This is a genomic window from Streptomyces spectabilis (assembly GCF_008704795.1).
GTDB lineage: Bacteria > Actinomycetota > Actinomycetes > Streptomycetales > Streptomycetaceae > Streptomyces > Streptomyces spectabilis.
Genome location: NZ_CP023690.1, coordinates 5,448,304 through 5,465,779, shown reverse-complemented (window position 1 = coordinate 5,465,779; position 17,476 = coordinate 5,448,304). Strand labels below are relative to the sequence as shown.

Below are 17,476 nucleotides of genomic sequence, written 5' to 3'. Positions count from 1 at the left end.
GATGGCGGGGCAAGGGGCGGGGCCCCGAGCCCTCGCCACGGGTGAGCCGGTAAGCGGGTGTGCCGGTAGACCCAGTAAGAGGTGTGCCGGTAGACCCAGTAGGAGGGAGGCGGAATCAGACGCTGTTGCCGGAGGCGAGCTCGCGGCTGCGGTCGCGGGCGGCTTCCAGGGCGGCGATGAGCGCGGCGCGCACCCCGTGGTTCTCGAGCTCGCGGATGGCGTTGATCGTGGTGCCCGCGGGTGAGGTCACGTTCTCGCGGAGCTTCACCGGGTGCTCGCCGCTGTCGCGGAGCATCACGGCGGCGCCGATGGCGGCCTGGACGATCAGGTCGTGGGCCTTGTCGCGGGGCAGGCCGAGGAGGATCCCCGCATCGGTCATGGCCTCGACCAGGAAGTAGAAGTACGCGGGGCCGGAGCCGGACAGGGCCGTGCAGGCATCCTGCTGGGTCTCGGGGACGCGGAGGGTCTTGCCGACGGCGCCGAAGATGTCCTCGGCGTGGGTGAGGTGGGCGGCGGTGGCGTGGCTGCCGCCCGAGATGACGGACATGCCCTCGTCGACGAGGACGGGGGTGTTGGGCATGACGCGGATGACGGGGGTGCCGGCGGTCAGGCGCTCCTCGATGAAGGAGGTGGTGATACCGGCGGCGGCGCTGATGACGAGGCGTTCGGCGGTGACGTGGGGGGCGAGTTCGTCGAGCAGCCGCTCCATGTCCTGCGGCTTGCAGGCGAGGATCAGGGTGTCGGCGCGCTTGGCGGCCTCGGCGTTGGTGAGGGCTTCGACGCCGAAGCGGGTGCGGAGCTCGTCGGCGCGTTCCTGGCGGCGGGTGGTGACCAGGAGGTCGGCGAGCGCCCAGCCACCGCGGATCATGCCGCTGAGCAGGGCTTCGCCGATCTTTCCGGTGCCGAGGACCGCGACGGTCTGGCTCGGCTTGCGCGTCTGGCTCATGAGCGAGGGCCTCTCCCGGGGTGCGTCGTTCGGGCCATCCTCGCATCGGGCGGGGTGGGCCGCGGCGGGGTGTCCGGTGGGCGGACGGTCGCGGTCCGTGGTCAGGCCGTGCGGCGGCGCAGGGTGGCGGCGCCCAGGGCGAGGACGAGGACGGCGCAGGCGGCGACGATGACGGCGTCGCGGACGAAGTCGCCGGTGACGTCGGGGTGGCGCAGGACTTCGTTCATGCCGTCGACGGCGTACGACATGGGGAGGACGTCGGAGAGGGCTTCGAGGACGGGCTGCATCTTGTCGCGGGGGGTGAAGAGGCCGCAGAGGAGGAGCTGGGGGAAGATCACCGCCGGCATGAACTGGACGGCCTGGAACTCGGAGGCGGCGAAGGCCGAGACGAACAGGCCGAGCGCGGTGCCGAGCAGGGCGTCCAGGAGGGCGACCAGGAGCAGGAGCCAGGCCGAGCCGGTGACGTCGAGGCCGAGTCCCCACAGGGCGAGGCCGGTGGCGAGGGCGGACTGGATGATCGCGAGGGCGCCGAAGGCGAGGGCGTAGCCCGCGATGAGGTCGGCCTTGGCCAGGGGCATGGCGAGGAGGCGTTCCAGGGTGCCGGAGGTGCGTTCGCGCAGGGTGGCGATGGAGGTCACCAGGAACATCGTGATCAGGGGGAAGATCCCGAGCAGGGAGGCGCCGATGGAGTCGAAGGTGCGGGGGCTGCCGTCGAAGACGTAGCGCAGGAGCAGCAGCATCACGCAGGGGACGAGGATCAGCAGCGCGATGGAGCGGGGGTCGTGGCGCAGCTGGCGCAGGACGCGGGCGGCGGTGGCGAGGGTGCGATGGGTGTTCATCGTGGGCTCCGGTGATGCCTGGGGTCGGTGGGTCGGTGGGTCGGTGGGTCTGGTGCTCCTGGGGTGAGGGGTCAGGGGAGCTGCGGCTCCCGGCCCGGGTGCGGCTGCGCGGCGTTCGCCTCGTCGACCAGGTGGAGGAAGGCCTCCTCGACGGTGCCGGAGCCGGTGCGTTCGCGCAGGGCGTCGGGGGTGTCGTCGGCGAGGATCTCGCCCTCGCGCATGAGGAGGAGCCGGTGGCAGCGCTCCGCCTCGTCCATGACGTGGGAGGAGACGAGGATCGTGGTGCCGCGCTGGTCGGAGAGGGTGTGGAAGAGGTTCCACAGGTCGCGGCGGAGTACGGGGTCGAGGCCGACGGTGGGCTCGTCGAGGACGAGGAGTTCGGGGGCGCCGAGGAGGGCGACGGCGAGGGAGACGCGGTTGCGCTGCCCGCCGGAGAGGTTGCCCGCCAGGGCGTCGGCGTGGCCGGTGAGGTCGACGTCGGCGATGGCGCGGGTGACGTCCTCGCGGCGGCGGGCGGCGGGGCCGCGGCCGGGGGTGAGGACGGCGGCGAAGTAGTCCAGGCTCTGGCGGACGGTGAGGTCCTCGTAGACGGAGGGGTCCTGGGTGACGTAGCCGATGCGGGAGCGCAGGGCGGGGGTGCCCGCCGGGTGGTCCAGGACGTCCAGGGTGCCGGTGACCTTGGCCTGGGTGCCGACGACGGCGCGCATCAGCGTGGACTTGCCGCAGCCGGAGGGGCCGAGCAGGCCGGTGATCTGGCCGCGCGGGACGGTGAAGGCCAGGTCGCGCAGGACGGTGCGGTGGCCGCGGATGACCTTGAGGTCTTCGGCGTGGATGGCGGCCGGGGCGGTGGCCGGGGCCCGGGCCGGGGTCTTAATATTCATCATGTGATGAATAGTGCGCCTGGAGGGCCCGGCCCGTCAAGACGCCGAAGGGCACTCGGGCCTTGCGCGGGGAGCACGGACTGCCGCGGGCGGCTTCGTCGCGGTGGGGTCAGCGGTGGGGTCAGCGGTGGGGTCAGCGGGGACTGCGCACGACGGTGAGGTCGAGGGCGTAGGCCTCCTCCACCGTGCCGTCGGGGAAGTGTTCGAGGAGGTGGGTGCGCTCGTCCGCGAGGACGGCGGCGGACCGGTCGGGGCCAAGGGAGGCGAAGTACGAGCGGCTGCCGAGGTGGGCGAGGTGGACGTCGAGCGGGACCCGGCGCGTCCAGTGCAGACAGCGGTGGACCGGGGTGAGGCCGGGCACCACGCGGTCCACGATGCGGGCGGCGTCGCCGGTGACGCTGTGGGCGTGGTAGCCGGGGAGGCGTGACTTCAGGCGCGCTTCCTGGGCGGCGGCCCAGGGGACGTCCGGGTCGGGCACGTTCCACCACAGGGCGAGGGCGCCGCCGGGACGCAGCACGCGCAGGGCCTCCGGGACGGAGCGCTCGGGGGCGGTCCAGTGGAAGGCCTGGGCGTAGGTGACGAGGTCGGCGGAGGCCGTCGCCAGGGGCAGGGCGTCGCCCGAGCCGCGCACCAGGGGCGTGCCGGGCAGGGCGGCGCGCAGCTGCGCGCCCATCTCGGGGCCGGGCTCCACGGCGATGACGCGGGCGCCCCTCTCACGGAGGAGCCGGGTGGCGATGCCGGTGCCCGCGCCCACGTCGACCACGGTCGCGCCCTTGAGGGGAGCGTCCGCGAGGTCCTGGACCGTGGTGAACAGGCCGGGCGGGTAGCCGGGGCGGGAGGCGGCGTACTGGGCCGCGACGGATTCGAAGGAGAGGGCGAACTCAGCCGATGCGGTGGGGTGTTGGTCTGCCATGGAGGCATCCTCACACCGCCGGGACGGGCCTCGCGGGCCCGGCGCGGGGGCCCTACTTCTGGTGGCGCTTGCGTTTGGAGGGGTTGCCCGCGCGGCGCTTCGTGCGGCGTTCGTACTGCTCGCGGGCCGTCTCGTACTCCTCGCGGTGCAGACGCTCGCCCGGGGCCTCCTTCAGGGAGCGGAAGAAGTAGGCGAGGAGGGAGCCGATGAAGCCGATGGTCATCAGGCTGCGCATGGACGCCACCGACTGCGGGTCGTGGTGCTTGGAGAACCCCTCCCAGGTGCGCCGGAAAGCGATCGCGCTGCAGATGGCGAACATGACCACGACCAGCAGGTTCACAAAGGCGCCCACGTCCGCGATCTCCAGGCCCTGGTACGCGAAGCGCAGCACCAGACAGCCCGCGGCCGCCGCCACGAGCGCGCCTGCCGCGACCCCGGCGCGGCGGGCGGCGTAGCCGTCGGTGTGCTCCAGCCACGACGTCCCGAAGAAGCGGATGGGCTCGGGGCGGGGACCCGGCGGAGTGCCCTCGGTCTGGCCGGTACGTCGTTCGTCGCTCACGTCTCGATTATCGCCCGCGTCGCGAAAGGGCGGGCCGCCTTGCTCCGCCTCCCCGTCCGGCCGCTAATTTGTGCGGGCAGGTAGTAGTACGGGGGACGACCGGTACCGGGAGGTCGAAAGAGGTGTCGCTCCGCTCAGGGGACCCTGAGGAGATCGGTGGCTACCCACTGGAGTCGCGGCTCGGCTCCGGCGGCATGGGCACCGTCTTCCTCGCACGTACGGCGTCGGGGCGGCCGGTCGCGATCAAGCTGATCCACCAGCAGTTCGCGGGGGACGAGGAGTTCCGCATCCGGTTCCGGCAGGAGGTCGCCGCGGCCCGCCGGGTCAGCGGCGCGTTCACCGCTGCCGTGGTCGACGCCGATCCCGAGGCGGAGCAGCCGTGGATGGCCACCGCGTACATAGAAGGCCCCACGCTCGCGCAGCGCATCGCGCGGCGCGGTCCCATCGTCGGGATGGAGCTGCGGACGCTCGCGATCGGGCTCGCGGAGGCGCTGCGCGACATCCACCGCGCGGACGTCGTGCACCGCGACCTGAAGCCGTCCAACGTCGTGCTGTCCGCCGAGGGGCCGCGCGTCATCGACTTCGGCATCTCGCGCGCCGCCGACCAGCAGACGCTGACGATGACGGGGCGGGTCATCGGCACGCCGCCGTTCATGTCGCCCGAGCAGCTCCAGACGCCGCGCGGCGTCGGTCCCTCGTCGGACGTCTTCTCGCTCGGCACGCTGCTCGTGTACGCGGCGACGGGGCAGGGGCCCTTCGACGCGGACAGCCCGTACATGACCGCGTACCAGGTCGTGCACGAGGCACCGGCCCTCGACGAGGTCCCGGGCGAGCTGCGCACGGCCGTCGAGCCCTGTCTCGCCAAGGACCCCGCCGTCCGCCCCACCATCGACGAACTCCTCGTCCGGCTGCGGGACCTGCCGGTGGACCTCGCAGCGGCGCCCGGGCCCGGCGGAAGCCGCACGCGGGACACCGACACGCAGCACCACCTCTCCACCGCCTCCGCCGATGCGGGAGACGCCGGGGCCGACGCGGCGGCGACCCGCGGCCTCGCCGGTCGGCTGCGCCACCGCTGGCGGCCCGTGCTCGCCGCCGTCCTGGGCATCGCCGTGATCGCCGGCGGCGTCGCGCTGCTCGGTCCGGGCGCGGACGGCCCCCGGGACGAGGGGCCCGACGACGGCGGCCGCAATGTGGCGGCGACCGGGGCGCCGCTCCCCCACGGCTTCCGGGCCTGGCGGCAGAACGTGTCGCCCGGCGCGGCGAAGCTCCCGGACGAGCTGCGCTGCGTGCCGCGCGGCGGCTCGGCGTACTGCGGGGGCGGCGGCGTCATCGCCACCCGGATCCGCGTCGCCGACGGCCACCGGATGTGGACCGCGCACCACCCGGGCGTCCCCATGCAGAACACGCACATGGTCGGCGTGTCCGGGAACACGGTCCTCGGCTACCGGCTGCTCCCCGACGGTTCGGGCCCCGGCGAGGTCGTGGCCCTCGACGCGGCCCGGGGCAAGGAGCTGTGGTCGACCCGGTTCGCCACCAAGTCGATGGCCGTCACGAGCCGTTCCGCCGACGCCGAGGTGATCGGCTCCACCGTCATCACCCTCAACGCGCCGGGCACGCACGTCGAGGGCCGCGCGGTCCGCTCCGGAAAGGTGCTGTGGAGGACCCCGGTCCCGGCGGGTGCCATCTGCGCGCCGCTCTCCGCCGGTGGCGCGGCGTACGTGATGTGCGGTTCCGCCGCCGAGGTGTCGAGCACCGTGCTGCGGCACGCCACGGTGCGCGGCCTCGACCTCAAGTCGGGTGCCTTCGGCAAGGCCGTCGCGCTGGAGGGCCCGCTCCAGGTGCTCGGCGCGCACGAGGGCCGGCTCGTCATGGCCAAGGAGCGGGTGGGCGAGATCGGCGTCATCGAGTACGAGGCGGTCGTCCGCGTGGACGTGGCGCGCGGCGAGGTCGCGAAGACCCGGCTGCCGAAGCGGTTCGGCGGCGCCCCCAGCCTGGCCGCCGGGACGGTGTACTTCACCGAGCAGAACGGCGAGGTCAGCGCGGTCAACGCGGCGACGGGCAAGCTCAGGTGGACCCGGCAGGCAGGCGTGGAAGGGGCCTCGGGGCCGGTCGCCGGACCCGGGGCGCTGTACTTCAGCTCGGCCAGCGGCCGCGTCGCCGCGCTCGCGCCGCGCGACGGCGCGCGGCTCTGGACGACGGACCCCAGGACCAACGGCTCGGCGGAGGTGGGCGCGAGCCCGCGCGTCGTCCTCGCGGGCCGCGCGGCGATCGTGACCGGGGCCAAGAACCTGGTGTACGCGTTCGACACCGCGAAGCCGCCGAAGTCCGGGTGACCCCGGGCCCGGCGGCCTCAGGAACCGGCGGCGCGGGTCAGCAGCGCGGCGCCACGTAGCCGTTGCTGCCCGTGCGGACATAGGTGTCGGAGACGTACCGTCCGCTGCCGATGCGGTCCCAGATCTTCGACGTCCCGGTGGGGCCGGTGACCGTCTCGCCGGGCTGCTGGCAGCCGATGGTGACCTGGGTGCCCGCGGAGAGGCGGCCGACCTTGTCGTACGCGGTGCCGGGGCCTGAGCGGACGTTGACGTCGGCGACGATCGCGTACCGTCTGGCCGTCGCGGCCTCTATCGTCAGTTCCGCCCCGTCCGCCACATCGGCGGTGGCGGGCATCGTCAGTTCTTCGCTGCTCATGGTGATCCCCCGTGTGTCCCCGTGTTCCACGTGAAACGGGCGGCGCGGGCCGCCCATGGCATGTACTCCACACCATAGACGCGCCCGCGCTCCACACCAGTTGCAGGACAAACCGGGACAGTCGGCCCGCCGGGTGGCGGAGCCGCCGCGCCGGAGGGGCCTCAGCCCAGCCGCGACACGTCGCGCACCGCGCCCTTGTCCGCGCTCGTCGCCATCGCCGCGTACGCCCGCAGGGCCGCGGAAACCTTGCGCTCACGGGACTTGGGCGCGTACGTGCCGCCGAGGGCCTCGCGGCGGCGGGCCAGCTCGGCGTCGTCGACCAGGAGGTCGATCGAGCGGCCGGGGATGTCGATGCGGATGCGGTCGCCGTCCTCGACGAGGGCGATGGTGCCGCCGGACGCCGCCTCGGGGGACGCGTGGCCGATGGACAGGCCCGACGTACCGCCGGAGAAGCGGCCGTCGGTGACCAGGGCGCAGGCCTTGCCGAGGCCGCGGCCCTTGAGGAAGGAAGTGGGGTAGAGCATCTCCTGCATGCCGGGGCCGCCCTTGGGGCCCTCGTAGCGGATGACGACGACGTCGCCCTCCTTGACCTGCTTGTTCAGGATCTTCTCGACGGCCTCGTCCTGGGACTCGCAGACGACGGCCGGGCCCTCGAAGGTCCAGATCGACTCGTCGACGCCCGCGGTCTTCACGACACAGCCGTCGACGGCCAGGTTCCCCTTGAGGACGGCGAGGCCGCCGTCCTGGGAGTAGGCGTGGGCGACGTCGCGGATGCAGCCGTTCGCCGCGTCCGTGTCGAGGGTGTCCCAGCGCTCGGACTGCGAGAAGGCCTCGGCGGAGCGCTTGCAGCCGGGGGCCGCGTGCCACAGCTCCAGGGCCTCGGGGACGGCGGAGCCGCCGCGCACGTCCCAGTCGTCGAGCCACTGCTTGATGGAGGGCGAGTGGACCGTGTGCACGTCCTCGTTGAGGAGGCCGCCGCGGTAGAGCTCGCCGAGGATCGCGGGGATGCCGCCCGCGCGGTGCACGTCCTCCATGTAGTACGTGCCTTGCGGCGCCACGTTCGGGGCGACCTTCGCCAGGCAGGGGACGCGGCGCGAGACGGCGTCGATGTCGGTCAGGTCGTAGCCGGCCTCGGCCTCCTGGGCGGCGGCCAAGAGGTGCAGGATCGTGTTGGTGGAGCCGCCCATGGCGATGTCGAGGGCCATGGCGTTCTCGAACGCGGCGTGGGTCGCGATGTTGCGCGGCAGGACGGAGGCGTCGTCCCCGTCGTAGTAGCGCTTGGTGATCTCGACGACGGTCGCGCCCGCCTGCTCGTACAGCGCCCTGCGGGCGGTGTGGGTGGCGAGCACCGAGCCGTTGCCCGGCAGGGACAGGCCGATGGCCTCGGTCAGACAGTTCATGGAGTTGGCCGTGAACATGCCGGAACAGGAGCCGCAGGTCGGGCAGGCGTTCTCCTCGATGCGGAGGATGTCCTCGTCGGAGACGTTCTCGTTCGACGCGTCGACCATCGCGTCGATCAGGTCGAGCTTGCGGACGGTGCCGTCGACCAGGGTGGCCTTGCCCGCCTCCATGGGGCCGCCGGAGACGAAGACCGTCGGGATGTTCAGGCGCAGGGCGGCCATCAGCATGCCGGGCGTGATCTTGTCGCAGTTCGAGATGCAGATCAGGGCGTCGGCGCAGTGGGCCTCCACCATGTACTCGACGGAGTCGGCGATCAGATCGCGGGAGGGCAGGCTGTAGAGCATGCCGCCGTGGCCCATCGCGATGCCGTCGTCCACGGCGATCGTGTTGAACTCGCGCGGGATGCCGCCCGCCTCCCGGACGGCCTCGCTGACGATGCGGCCGACCGGCGCGAGGTGGGTGTGGCCCGGCACGAACTCGGTGAAGGAGTTGGCGACGGCGATGACCGGCTTCCGGCCGATGTCCGCGCCCGGTACCCCGGAGGCCCGCATAAGGGCGCGCGCGCCCGCCATGTTGCGTCCGTGGGTGACTGTGCGGGACCTCAGCTCGGGCATCGTCGCTCGCTCCTTCAGGGGCAGATCTCGATACGGCTATCGATACGGCCGAGCGTACGCCGATGATCCAAGATCCGGACAGGGTGTCCGCATGGCGGGACGGCCGTCTCATGCGGATCCGTACGGATCAGGCCGGGGCCACACCGGCCGGGCCCGGGGCCACGCCGGCCGGGCCGGGGTCACTCGGGGTTCGAGAAGCCCGTCAGATGCCCCTGCACCACCGGTGCGAGGCGCGCCACCAGGTCCTCCATGTCCGCCGAGGCCAGCGGCTCCACCTGGATGACGTACCGGAGCATCGAGACGCCCACCAGCTGGGCCGCCGCCAGCTCGGCGCGCAGCTCCGCGTCGGGCAGGTCGAGGGTGGCCGCGACGCGGGACAGGAGCTGGGTCGTGACGAGGCGGCGGAAGACGGCGGCGGCCGTCTCGTGGTTGACCGCCGAGCGCACGATCGCGAGCAGCGGCGTACGGGTGGCCGGGTTCTCCCAGACGCCGAGGACGAAGCGGGTCAGGCGCTCGCCGACGGCGTCGAAGGGGCCGTCCTCGATCGCGGCGGGAGCCTGCAGCGCGGGCGCGAAGGAGACCTCGATGGCCGCCGCGAAGAGCTGCTCCTTCGTGCCGAAGTAGTGGTGCACGAGGGCCGAGTCGACGCCCGCGGCCTTGGCGATGGCGCGTACGGAGGTCTTCTCGTAGCCGTGTGCGGAGAACTGCTCGCGCGCCGCTTCCAGGATCACCTCGCGGGTGGCGGGCCCCCGCTCGGTCTGGGTGCGTGAGGGACGGCCCCGGCGCCGGGGCGCGGCGGCGCCGGCCGTCACGAGCGCGGCACCTTCACCGACGACGCCAGGTGCAGCCGGGTGAAGGCCAGGGCCTCGGCGAGGTCGGCCTCGCGCTCGGCGCTGGACATGGCGCGGCGGGTGTTGACCTCGATGACCACGTGGCCGTCGAAGCCGGAGGTGGCGAGGCGCTCCAGGAGCGCGGCGCAGGGCTGGGTGCCGCGGCCGGGCACGAGGTGCTCGTCCTTCGCGGAGCCCCGGCCGTCGGCGAGGTGGACGTGGCCGAGCCGGTCGCCCATGCGGTCGACCATCTCCAGGGCGTCCGTACGGGCGGTCGCGGTGTGGCTGAGATCTATCGTGAAGTGGCGGTAGTCGTCCTTGGTGACGTCCCAGTCCGGGGCGTACGCGAGCATCTCGCGGTCGCGGTAGCGCCAGGGGTACATGTTCTCCACGGCGAACCGGACGTCCGTCTCCTCCGCCATCCGCCAGATCCCCTGGACGAAGTCCCGGGCGTAGCCGCGCTGCCAGCGGAAGGGCGGGTGCACGACGACCGTCGACGCGTCCAGCTTCTCGGCGGCGGCCCGGGCGCGCTGGAGCTTCACCCAGGGGTCGGTGGACCAGACGCGCTGGGTGATCAGCAGACAGGGCGCGTGCACCGCGAGGATGGGGATCTGGTGGTAGTCGCTGAGGCGGCGCAGGGCCTCGATGTCCTGGCTGACGGGATCGGTCCACACCATGACCTCGACGCCGTCGTACCCGAGGCGCGCGGCGATCTCGAAGGCCGTCGCCGTCGACTCCGGATAGACGGAGGCCGTGGACAGGGCGACCTTCGCGTCCGGGATGCGTACGACTGGTTCCACCACGGGGAACAGCGTACGGGGCCCTGCGAGGGAGCGGGGAGGCGGCGTCCGGCCCGGGCCCCCTGCCCCCGGCTTGATCGGCCTGCGGCCTCGTCCTCAAACGCCGGACGGGCTGGATTGTGCCGGTGCGGACCAGTTCTCGTCTGCGGGCGCGCAGAAGGCATCCGGTCCGCACCGAGGTCTTTCAGCCCGTCCGGCGTTTTGAGGACGAGGCCGCAGGCCGAAACGGCTTGGCGCCTCGGCAGGGTCAGGGCTGGGGCAAGTGGTCCAGGCGTCGCAGGATCACGCCCTCCCTGAGGGCCCAGGGGCAGATCTCCACGGACTCGACGCCGAAGAGGTCCATCGCGCCCTCGGCGACGAGCGCCCCCGCGAGCAGCTGTCCGGCCCGCCCCTCGGACACCCCGGGAAGCTCCGAGCGCTCGCCCGTGGTCATCGCGGCGAGCTGCGGCACCCAGTCCTCCAGGGACTTCCGCTTCAGCTCGCGCTGCACATAGAGCCCCTCCGTGGAGCGGGCCGCGCCCCCGAGCCGGGCGAGCTGCTTGAAGGTCTTGGAGGTGGCCACGACGTGGTCGGGGCTGCCGAGGCGGCTGAACTCCCCCACGGTCCGCGCGATCTGCGCCCGTACGTGCCGCCGCAGGGCGCGGACGTCGCCCGGCTCCGGCGGGTCCTCGGGCAGCCACGCGGCGGTGAGCCGCCCGGCGCCGAGCGGCAGGCTGACCGCGGCGTCGGGCTCCTCGTCCATGCCGTACGCGATCTCCAGGGAGCCGCCGCCGATGTCGAGGACGAGCAGCTTGCCCGCGGACCAGCCGAACCAGCGGCGGACGGCGAGGAACGTGAGCCGGGCCTCCTCCTCACCGGTGAGGACCTGGAGGTCGACGCCGGTCTCCGCGCGCACCCGGGCGAGGACGTCGTCGGCGTTGGTGGCCTCGCGCACGGCGGAGGTCGCGAACGGAAGCAGATCCTCGACGCCCTTGTCCTCGGCGGCCTGGAGGGCGTCACGCACCGTGGCGATGAGCTGATCGACGCCCTCGGGGCCGATCGCGCCCGCCGGGTCGAGCAGTTGGGCAAGGCGCAGGTCGGCCTTGTGGGAGTGCGCGGGCAGCGGGCGCGCGCCGGGGTGGGCGTCCACCACCAGCAGATGCACCGTGTTCGAACCCACGTCGAGGACACCGAGTCTCATATACGGAACGCTACTGCGCGCGCGGCTTTCGCTGGTCCCGGGGCGGGTGTGAGCGCGCATACCCTGGAGGCGTGCCAAAGACGAAAAAGGCGAAGGCCGACAAAACGAAGTCCGCGCGCTCATCGGAGCCCTCGGACCTGTCGGCGCCGCCCGCGCGGGACGGCGCGGGCGGCAGCGCGGACCGGACGGGCAAGGGCGAGAAGACCACCAAGACGGGCAAGAAGAACAAGACGGGCAAGGAAGCCAAGGCGGGCAAGGCCGTGCGCAAGCTCCGCAAGACCGCGGAGGGCGCCGTTCCGGCCGACGACGAGAAGGGCCTCGACTTCCCCCGGGCCTGGGTGGAGTTCCCCGACCCGGCGGACGACGAGCAGCTCTTCCGCTGCGACCTGACCTGGCTGACCTCCCGCTGGACCTGCGTCTTCGGCAGCGGCTGCCAGGGCATCAAGGCGGGCCGCGCCGACGACGGCTGCTGCACGCTCGGCGCGCACTTCTCGGACGAGGACGACGAGAAGCGGGTCGCGGGGTTCGTGGACCGGCTCACGCCCGACATCTGGCAGCACCACGACGTGGGCCGGGAGACCGGCTGGGTGGCCGAGGACGAGGACGGCGAGCGCCAGACCCGTCCGTACAACGGCTCGTGCATCTTCCAGAACCGCCCGGGCTTCGCGGGCGGCGCGGGCTGCTCGCTGCACATCCTGGCGCTCAAGGAGGGCCGGGAGCCGCTGGAGACCAAGCCGGACGTGTGCTGGCAGCTGCCGGTGCGGCGGACCTACGACTGGATCGAGCGGCCGGACGACACCAAGGTCCTCCAGGTCTCCATCGGGGAGTACGACCGCAGGGGCTGGGGGCCGGGCGGCCACGACCTGCACTGGTGGTGCACGTCGGCGACCTCGGCGCACGGGGCGGGCGAGCCCGTGTACGTCTCCTACCGGCCGGAGCTGATCGAGCTGATGGGCAAGGCGGGCTACGACCGGCTCGTGGAACTGTGCGAGGCGCGCCTCGCCTCGCAGCTTCCGCTGCTCGCCCCGCACCCGGCCGATCCGCCGCGCGCCTAGCCGGGCCGCCCCGCCCACCGCTGCTCCGGTCAGCCCTGGCCGGGGCTGCCGTCGCCGCTCGGCGGGGGCGTGGAGCCCGGGTCCGACGGCGTCGGCGCGGGGTCGGTGGGCGCCGGGTCCGTGGGGGTCGGGTCGGGGTCGGGCGGGGTGGGCGTCGGATCGCCGTCGCCGCTGGGCGTGGGGGCCGGGTCCGGCTCCGACGGCCCCGGGCGGGTCGGGGTCGGGCGGGGGCCGGGGTGGCTGGGCCGGGAACTGCCGTACCCCTCGATGGAGATGACGGCTCCCGAGGGTGCGATCGTGACGCGCGCGCTCCAGTGGCCGGCCGGCTCGCGGTCGTCGTCGACGTACACCCGGATCGTGAACGAATCGCCCGGCGCGAGCGTTCCCGACGACTGGCTCAGGACGAGCCAGGGCGCTCCGGTGCTCGCGGACCAGCGCACCGGCGAACTCCCGGACGCGGTCAGGGTGATGAGGGTGACCCCGCCGTTCGACCGGGCCTGGACGGCGACGCGTCCGGCGCCGGGCGCCGCGGGGGCGCCGGGGCTGATGACCTCCACGGAGACGCCGGGGCCACCGCGCCCCGCGGCGAAGCGGGGGTCGGGGGTGGTCTTGGCATTGCCCGCGTTCTCGTAGCTGTCCCGGCCGCGGGAGCCGTCCCGGCCGCCGGGACCGTCGTCGGCCTCGGAGGCGCTGGACGCGCGGCCGTCGGTGCCCTCGCCGGTCAGGGGCGCGCCCCGGTAGGCGGCCCACAGGGCGAGGACGGGAGCGGCCACCACGGTGGCGACGACCGTGGTCGTGACGGCCCGCGCGCGAAAGCGCTCCCGGCGGGCGGCGTGGTCCTTGGGGTCCATGGGGAAGCCGCGCCGGTCGAAGCGGGGCCCGCCGCGGGTCCTGCGGTGGGCGCGCGGAGCGTGGGCCATGGCGTGGTGCAGGGCCGCGCGCGGGGCTTCGATCAGGGGCAGCGCGGCCGGGGTGACGGCGGTGCCGGGCCAGGCGCCGGACGCGGTGCGCTCGGCGGTGCGGCGGCAGCGCGGGCAGTCGTCGACGTGCCGGACCAGCTCGCGGCGCAGGGCGGTGCCGAGCAGGACCTGGTTGTCGCCGGTGAGGCGGGCGACGATGGGGCAGGTGCCCGTCTCGACGACGGCGAGCGCGGCGCGGGTGCGCTCCACCTCGCAGGCGGCCGAAGCGAGCAGCTCGCGGGCAGCCGTGAGGTCGAGGCCGAGGACGGCGGCGACCTCCTTGGGCGCGAGCTGATGGCGGACGGCCAGCTCCAGGGCCTCGCGCTGCTCGGGCGTCGTCCCGGCGGCCTCGGGCCAGGCGAGCTGGGCGAGCTCGCGGCGCCGGGCGCGCTCGGCGTCGTCCTCGGGTGGCGGGTCGGCGGCGTGCGGGGGCGCGGGCGGCGTCTTCCCCTGGTTTCCCTGCTTCACCTGCTTAGCCTGGTTCGCCTGGTTCGCCGAGCCGGCCGCGTGCGCCCCCTGGCGGCTTCCCTTACGGGCGTCGGCGAGCGCGCGCAGACACATCCAGCGGGCGAGCGCGTACAGCCACGCGCGCGTGTCGCCGTCCGGCCGGGCGCCGCGGCGCTCGGCGAGCGCCAGGACGTCGCCGAGGGCGGTGGTGGCGGTGTCGTGGTCGCAGAGGACGGACAGGCAGTACGTGAACAGGCCGTCCAGGAACGGTTCGTAGCGGGCGGGGGGCGCCTGCGAAACCGTGCGCGGCACCACACGATTGCGGGGGCCCGCGTAGGCCCGGTGCGCGCCGGTGGTGTGCGTGGGGACTTGCGGACTGCTGCTCATCACCCGTGCGAAGTTAGGCGCATGATGCAGAGGGCTTCCTCCCCCTTGAGCACATTTAATCCTTACGGGTGAACAGATCCCTCAAAAGGGGACAGGAAGCCACGATTCCGTTGTCTGTTCGAGCCGTGCCGCGTCGGAGGGGCGCGATGGTGGGCCCTGGCGGGCCGGGGTGGCCCGAGGTGGCGCGGCCTGGCGGCGCTGTCGGCCTTGTCAGGGGCGGCCGCCGGGGGGGTGTCAGTGGCGGCCGCCGCGGTGTTGTCAGTGGCGGCCGCTACGGTTCCTTCCATGGCTGCCCGTACGAAAACCGCCAAGGACCGTCCGTCCTACCGCTGCACCGAATGCGGCTGGCAGACGGCCAAATGGCTCGGCCGCTGCCCCGAGTGCCAGGCCTGGGGCACGGTCGAGGAGTACGGCGCGCCCGCGGTCCGCACCACCGCGCCCGGCCGCGTCACCACCTCCGCCCTGCCCATCGGCCAGGTCGACGGCCGCCAGGCCACCGCGCGCTCCACCGGCGTGCCCGAGCTCGACCGCGTCCTCGGCGGCGGCCTGGTGCCCGGCGCCGTGGTGCTGCTCGCGGGCGAGCCCGGCGTCGGCAAGTCCACGCTGCTGCTGGACGTCGCGGCGAAGGCGGCCACGGACGACCACCGCACGCTCTATGTGACCGGCGAGGAGTCGGCAGGACAGGTCCGGCTGCGCGCCGACCGCATCGGCGCGCTCGCCGACGACCTCTATCTGGCGGCGGAGACCGACCTGGCCGCGATCCTCGGCCACTTGGACGCGGTGAAGCCCTCGCTGCTGATCCTGGACTCGGTGCAGACGGTCGCGTCCCCGGAGATCGACGGCGCGCCCGGCGGCATGGCGCAGGTCCGCGAGGTCGCCGGGGCCCTCATCCGCGCTTCCAAGGAGCGCGGCATGTCCACGCTCCTGGTCGGCCACGTCACCAAGGACGGCGCGATCGCGGGCCCCCGCCTCCTGGAGCACCTCGTGGACGTGGTGCTCCACTTCGAGGGCGACCGGCACGCGCGCCTGCGCCTGGTCCGCGGCGTCAAGAACCGGTACGGGGCGACGGACGAGGTCGGCTGCTTCGAGCTGCACGACGAGGGCATCGTCGGGCTCGCCGACCCCAGCGGCCTGTTCCTCACCCGCCGCGCCGAGCCCGTGCCCGGCACCTGTCTGACGGTGACCCTGGAGGGCCGCCGCCCGCTGGTCGCCGAGGTCCAGGCGCTCACCGTGGACTCCCAGATCCCGTCCCCGCGCCGCACCACGTCGGGCCTGGAGACGTCCCGGGTGTCGATGATGCTGGCCGTCCTGGAGCAGCGCGGCCGCATCAGCGCCCTCGGCAAGCGCGACATCTACAGCGCGACGGTCGGCGGCGTGAAGCTCTCCGAGCCCGCCGCCGACCTCGCCGTGGCGCTCGCGCTCGCCTCCGCCGCGAGCGACACCCCGCTGCCGAAGAACCTGGTCGCGATCGGTGAGGTGGGCCTCGCGGGCGAGGTCAGACGGGTCACGGGGGTGCAGCGCAGACTGGCCGAGGCACACCGCCTGGGCTTCACGCACGCGCTCGTGCCGGCCGACCCCGGGAAGGTCCCGGCCGGTATGAAGGTCACCGAAGTCGCCGACATGGGCGACGCGCTGCGCGTCCTTCCGAGATCGCGTCGCCGAGAGGCCCCACGGGAGGACGAGGACCGCCGGTAGACTTTGCCCTGGTCTCGCCCATCCGTACGAACTCAGCCGTACGGCAGAGCGTCGGCCGAGCCTCGGAAACCTGCGACCGGAGGAGTGCAGTGGCAGCCAACGACCGGGCAGCGGTTCCCGGGAAGCCCGGTGGCGGCTCCGGCGCCGACGGGCTGATGCGCGCCTCACTGAGCGCCGTCGCACCGGGCACGGCCCTGCGGGACGGCCTGGAGCGCATCCTGCGGGGCAACACGGGCGGGCTCATCGTGCTCGGCTCCGACAAGACCGTCGAGTCGATGTGCACGGGCGGATTCGTCCTGGACGTCGAGTTCACCGCGACGCGACTGCGCGAGCTGTGCAAGCTCGACGGCGGCATCGTGCTCTCCTCGGACCTGTCGAAGATCCTGCGGGCGGGCGTCCAGCTGGTGCCGGACCCGACGATCCCCACGGAGGAGACGGGCACGCGGCACCGCACGGCGGACCGCGTGAGCAAGCAGGTCGGCTTCCCCATCGTGTCCGTGTCCCAGTCGATGCGCCTGGTCGCGCTGTACGTCGACGGACAGCGCCGGGTCCTGGAGGACTCGGCGGCGATCCTGTCACGTGCCAACCAGGCCCTCGCCACCCTGGAGCGGTACAAGCTCCGCCTCGACGAGGTCGCGGGCACGCTCTCCGCCCTGGAGATCGAGGACCTGGTGACCGTGCGGGACGTCACCGCCGTCGCGCAGCGCCTCGAAATGGTGCGCCGCATCGCCACCGAGATCGCCGAGTACGTGGTCGAGCTGGGCACCGACGGCCGTCTCCTGGCCCTCCAGCTGGACGAGTTGATCGCGGGTGTCGAGCCCGAGCGCGAGCTCGTCGTGCGGGACTACGTCCCCGAGCCCACGGCCAAGCGCTCCCGCACCGTCGACGAGGCCCTGTCCGAGCTGGACTCCCTCACCCACGCCGAGCTCCTCGAACTGTCCACCGTGGCCCGCGCGTTGGGCTACACGGGCTCGCCCGAGACGCTCGACTCGGCCGTCTCCCCGCGCGGCTTCCGGCTCCTCGCGAAGGTCCCCCGGCTGCCCGGCGCCATCATCGAGCGCCTGGTGGAGCACTTCGGCGGCCTCCAGAAGCTGCTCGCCGCGAGCGTCGACGACCTCCAGACGGTGGACGGCGTCGGCGAGGCCCGCGCGCGCAGCGTGCGCGAGGGCCTTTCGCGGCTGGCGGAGTCCTCGATCCTGGAGCGCTACGTCTAGCCTCCGGCGGGCCGCAGCGGCCGGGGCCGGGCCCCGGCGCCCCCCTGACGCTCCGCACCCTTCGACGC

15 protein-coding genes are annotated in these 17,476 nt (G+C 73.6%); 4 read left to right on the top strand and 11 right to left on the bottom strand.

Annotation, left to right across the window (positions count from 1 at the left end; all coding sequences use genetic code 11):
• Positions 1 to 115 precede the first annotated feature (115 nt).
• From proC to CP982_RS23915, 5 genes are all read right to left on the bottom strand, one after another.
• Complete coding sequence (gene proC, locus CP982_RS23935) at positions 116 to 946, bottom strand: pyrroline-5-carboxylate reductase (RefSeq protein WP_150512404.1); 831 nt, start codon at positions 944 to 946, stop codon at positions 116 to 118.
• Positions 947 to 1,047: 101 nt separating this feature from the next.
• Positions 1,048 to 1,785 (bottom strand): ABC transporter permease, encoded by a 738-nt coding sequence (locus CP982_RS23930; protein WP_150512403.1) that lies wholly within the window; start codon positions 1,783 to 1,785, stop codon positions 1,048 to 1,050.
• A gap of 71 nt (positions 1,786 to 1,856) precedes the next feature.
• Entirely contained in the window at positions 1,857 to 2,669 is an 813-nt protein-coding gene (locus CP982_RS23925; protein ID WP_150512402.1) for an ABC transporter ATP-binding protein, read from the bottom strand.
• A gap of 130 nt (positions 2,670 to 2,799) precedes the next feature.
• Entirely contained in the window at positions 2,800 to 3,579 is a 780-nt protein-coding gene (locus CP982_RS23920) for a class I SAM-dependent methyltransferase (RefSeq protein ID WP_150512401.1), read from the bottom strand.
• A 52-nt stretch (positions 3,580 to 3,631) separates the two neighbouring features.
• Positions 3,632 to 4,138 (bottom strand): EamA/RhaT family transporter, encoded by a 507-nt coding sequence (locus CP982_RS23915; RefSeq protein ID WP_150512400.1) that lies wholly within the window; start codon positions 4,136 to 4,138, stop codon positions 3,632 to 3,634.
• Positions 4,139 to 4,260: 122 nt separating this feature from the next.
• Between CP982_RS23915 and CP982_RS23910 the strand changes: the two genes are divergently transcribed.
• On the top strand, positions 4,261 to 6,471 hold the full coding sequence (locus tag CP982_RS23910; RefSeq protein WP_150512399.1) for a serine/threonine-protein kinase: 2,211 nt from the start codon (positions 4,261 to 4,263) through the stop codon (positions 6,469 to 6,471).
• A gap of 37 nt (positions 6,472 to 6,508) precedes the next feature.
• Here the strand turns inward: CP982_RS23910 and CP982_RS23905 are convergent, their stop codons facing one another.
• The 5 genes from CP982_RS23905 to CP982_RS23885 form a co-directional block, all read right to left on the bottom strand.
• A complete protein-coding gene (locus tag CP982_RS23905) occupies positions 6,509 to 6,826 on the bottom strand; it encodes an SH3 domain-containing protein (RefSeq protein ID WP_184925078.1) in 318 nt (105 codons plus the stop codon).
• A gap of 161 nt (positions 6,827 to 6,987) precedes the next feature.
• Positions 6,988 to 8,841, bottom strand: a complete 1,854-nt coding sequence (gene ilvD, locus CP982_RS23900; protein ID WP_150512398.1) for a dihydroxy-acid dehydratase — start codon at positions 8,839 to 8,841, stop codon at positions 6,988 to 6,990.
• Positions 8,842 to 9,020: 179 nt separating this feature from the next.
• The gene (locus CP982_RS23895) at positions 9,021 to 9,653 is read right to left on the bottom strand and encodes a TetR/AcrR family transcriptional regulator (RefSeq protein WP_150512397.1); all 633 of its coding nucleotides are present in this window, start codon (positions 9,651 to 9,653) and stop codon (positions 9,021 to 9,023) included.
• On the bottom strand, positions 9,650 to 10,474 hold the full coding sequence (locus CP982_RS23890; RefSeq protein WP_150512396.1) for a sugar phosphate isomerase/epimerase family protein: 825 nt from the start codon (positions 10,472 to 10,474) through the stop codon (positions 9,650 to 9,652). Before CP982_RS23890 ends, CP982_RS23895 begins: the two co-directional genes overlap by 4 nt.
• A gap of 244 nt (positions 10,475 to 10,718) precedes the next feature.
• Positions 10,719 to 11,651: a Ppx/GppA family phosphatase gene (locus tag CP982_RS23885; protein ID WP_144320272.1), complete on the bottom strand. Its 933-nt coding sequence runs from the start codon at positions 11,649 to 11,651 to the stop codon at positions 10,719 to 10,721.
• Positions 11,652 to 11,911: 260 nt separating this feature from the next.
• On the opposite strand from CP982_RS23885, the gene CP982_RS23880 reads away from it, so the two are divergent.
• Positions 11,912 to 12,706 (top strand): DUF3109 family protein, encoded by a 795-nt coding sequence (locus tag CP982_RS23880; protein ID WP_229878981.1) that lies wholly within the window; start codon positions 11,912 to 11,914, stop codon positions 12,704 to 12,706.
• 29 nt (positions 12,707 to 12,735) lie between these two features.
• On the opposite strand, the gene CP982_RS23875 is transcribed toward CP982_RS23880, so the two are convergent.
• Positions 12,736 to 14,502: a BACON domain-containing protein gene (locus CP982_RS23875; RefSeq protein WP_150512394.1), complete on the bottom strand. Its 1,767-nt coding sequence runs from the start codon at positions 14,500 to 14,502 to the stop codon at positions 12,736 to 12,738.
• A 282-nt stretch (positions 14,503 to 14,784) separates the two neighbouring features.
• On the opposite strand from CP982_RS23875, the gene radA reads away from it, so the two are divergent.
• Both radA and disA read left to right on the top strand, forming a co-directional pair.
• Complete coding sequence (gene radA / locus CP982_RS23870) at positions 14,785 to 16,194, top strand: DNA repair protein RadA (protein ID WP_150512393.1); 1,410 nt, start codon at positions 14,785 to 14,787, stop codon at positions 16,192 to 16,194.
• 89 nt (positions 16,195 to 16,283) lie between these two features.
• Positions 16,284 to 17,408 (top strand): DNA integrity scanning diadenylate cyclase DisA, encoded by a 1,125-nt coding sequence (gene disA, locus CP982_RS23865; RefSeq protein ID WP_150512392.1) that lies wholly within the window; start codon positions 16,284 to 16,286, stop codon positions 17,406 to 17,408.
• Positions 17,409 to 17,476 lie beyond the last annotated feature (68 nt).